We start from the raw sequence: 2,475 nt of genomic DNA, 5'->3' as shown, positions 1-2,475 counted from the left end.
GTGAGTGATTCTAAACCGGTAGAAATGACGAAATATTGGTTTGATGAATCAACAGCAGTAGAGCAAGAGTCATTTACTGAGTGGGCCTTTGCAAATCGTAAAGCAATCAATAGTCCATTAGCGAGTACATCAAAATCCCTTGAGATGTTGACGTATTGGTATGAGAAATCGTCAGTAGAAGATAAGTCGACTATTTTAACGTGGTTACTCCATCATAAATAAGACTTTAATTTCATATAGTTAAGGTTTTTTTGATTTTACTAGAGTGCGACTTAGTTCGCACTTTTTTGGTATTTAAAGTGAAGTAGTATCAATTTATGTAAATTAAGAGTGATCTGTATCTCTTGATTTATATGTTACTGACTCTTTTGTGAGAGTCTCTTCACTATTGCGTTTTTGTTGTTTTTTTATATTCTTATAAAACCCCGACTAAGTTATTGTTTTTGTTTGTTTATGTTTTTTTATTAAATTGCTGATTTGATCTTGATCACTCAATAAATATAACTAGATTTTCATTAGAAAAAAAGTTTGTCATATTTCACCTCAGACAATAAATCGAATGTATGGTTCCGTTTGGCGGCCAATTCAAAATGGACCTACATTTCTTAATTAGTTAAATGAAGGAATTATGACTATGTTCAAGAAAACATTGCTAGGTGCAGCTATTGCGTTAGTTGCTACTGGTGTTACAGCAAAAGAAGTGGGTAACAACTCTGATTTTAATGTTGAAGTTTACGGTGTAGCTGCTATCTCGTTGGTTAACTACAACACAACTGATAATAATGATGCAAGTTCTGGTTATGTAGTAGAAAATGAATCACGCATTGGTTTTCGTGCACATAAAGAAATGTTTGAAAATGTGTTAATTACAATGCAAATTGAATCTGGTTATGTAGATAGCACTGATTGGGGCCACGGTGGTGTTTCTGGTGGTACTCTTGGTTTCCGTGATACATTTGTTGGTGCATCAGGCGATTGGGGTAATGTACGCGTAGGTCGTGTTCTTACGCCATTATATGAATTGGTTGACTGGCCGTTCTCTAACCCTGGCTTAGGCTCTGTATTCGATTGGGGCGGTATTGCTGGTCACTACGATCGTCAATCAAACCAAGTTCGTTATGATTCACCTAAGTTCGGTGGCTTCTCGTTCGCAACTTCTGTGGGCCGTGATGATAATGATAATGGTGGCGGTGCTGCGACTCGTGATTCATCTTTTGCAAGTGCGAATGCAAAATACAGCTTCGAAAAAGTGACGTTAATGGGTGCGGTTGAAGCTGGTTCAGATTTTAACGGTGTTGCTGGTCAAGATAACCAATCTTATTTAGTTGGTTTTGATGCAGCATTACCTGCTGGCTTCGGTATTGCAGCGGCATATAAAGTAGAATCTTTGGACAATCAAGCTAACAAGGCTGGCGTTTCTCAAAGCGGTGTTAACGTAGAGCAAGGTTCTTACTCTATTATCGGTCAGTACTGGAATGGCCCAATTGGTTTTAAATTGGGTTACGCAGCGAATTTAGAGTCTGAAACTAACAGTAAAACAGACAAAGATTCTGACAGTAATACGATTTCAGGTCAGCTAATGGCTGTTCATAATGGTTTTGTACCTTACCTTCGTGTAGCCGGTCGTACTGTTGGTGATGCAGATACAGATATCGTAACACGTGTTGGTTTAGAGTACGGTTTCTAAGAAAACTCGTATTAAGCTAACTTTAAAAGCGCTGGCAATTTTTGTCGGCGCTTTTTACTTTAAGAGCATTTAAAATTTAAGGTGTATAAGATGTATAAAAAGACCGTTGGATTAAGCATATTATTACTAAGTGGATGCTCAACATTATCTAGTGATGATGATTTTTCTGATGCAATAAATGAAGTTACCAGAAAGTATAATTATATTTCCATTGAAGGAAAAAATATTACCCCGATAGAGAATAAAGGCATTGGAGCTAATTCACTAAGAAACACATCACATGTTGTTGCTAATTATCCAACGACAGACAAAATAGCGCCAGAATCATACATAGCCGTTGAATTGAGTTATTTTAGAAGCAGTTATGAATACAATTCGGTTGTCTTTAATGGAATAGAAGAAAAATTAACCGCTTATTCGCCTTCTACGGAATCGTGTACAGAGCACTGCACTGCAACTCAATATTTTACGTTTCCTATTGATAATAACGAAATTGAAAAATCAGCTAAAGACGGGTTAACGTATGATGTTAACACGACAAATAATATGTCTAAGTTGTCTTTTTCAATCCCGGCTGGTTATTTTCAAGCAATTTTAGATGAGAGAAAATTTAACTCGAATATGAATACGACCGCTCCTTTACCTGTTGCGGTGATTGACGTTGTGAGTGATTCTAAACCGGTAGAAATGACGAAATATTGGTTTGATGAATCAACAGCAGTAGAGCAAGAGTCATTTACTGAGTGGGCCTTTGCAAATCGTAAAGCAATCAATAGTCCATTAGCGAG

2 protein-coding genes and 1 pseudogene are annotated in these 2,475 nt (G+C 36.9%); all 3 read left to right on the top strand.

Annotated features, from left to right (window positions below):
• A pseudogene (locus AACV33_RS01465) lies at positions 1-222 on the top strand (hypothetical protein); the annotation flags it as partial.
• Positions 223-625: 403 nt separating this feature from the next.
• Positions 626-1,687: a porin gene (locus tag AACV33_RS01460; protein WP_182700685.1), complete on the top strand. Its 1,062-nt coding sequence runs from the start codon at positions 626-628 to the stop codon at positions 1,685-1,687.
• Positions 1,688-1,777: 90 nt separating this feature from the next.
• The coding region (locus AACV33_RS01455) for a hypothetical protein (RefSeq protein WP_182700684.1) at positions 1,778-2,475 on the top strand (698 nt) is incomplete at its 3' end.

Source organism: Aliivibrio sp. SR45-2 (assembly GCF_963890165.1).
Lineage (GTDB): Bacteria > Pseudomonadota > Gammaproteobacteria > Enterobacterales > Vibrionaceae > Aliivibrio > Aliivibrio salmonicida.
Note: the sequence above shows the minus strand (reverse complement) of the source record. Positions and strands in the feature narration are given on the sequence as shown.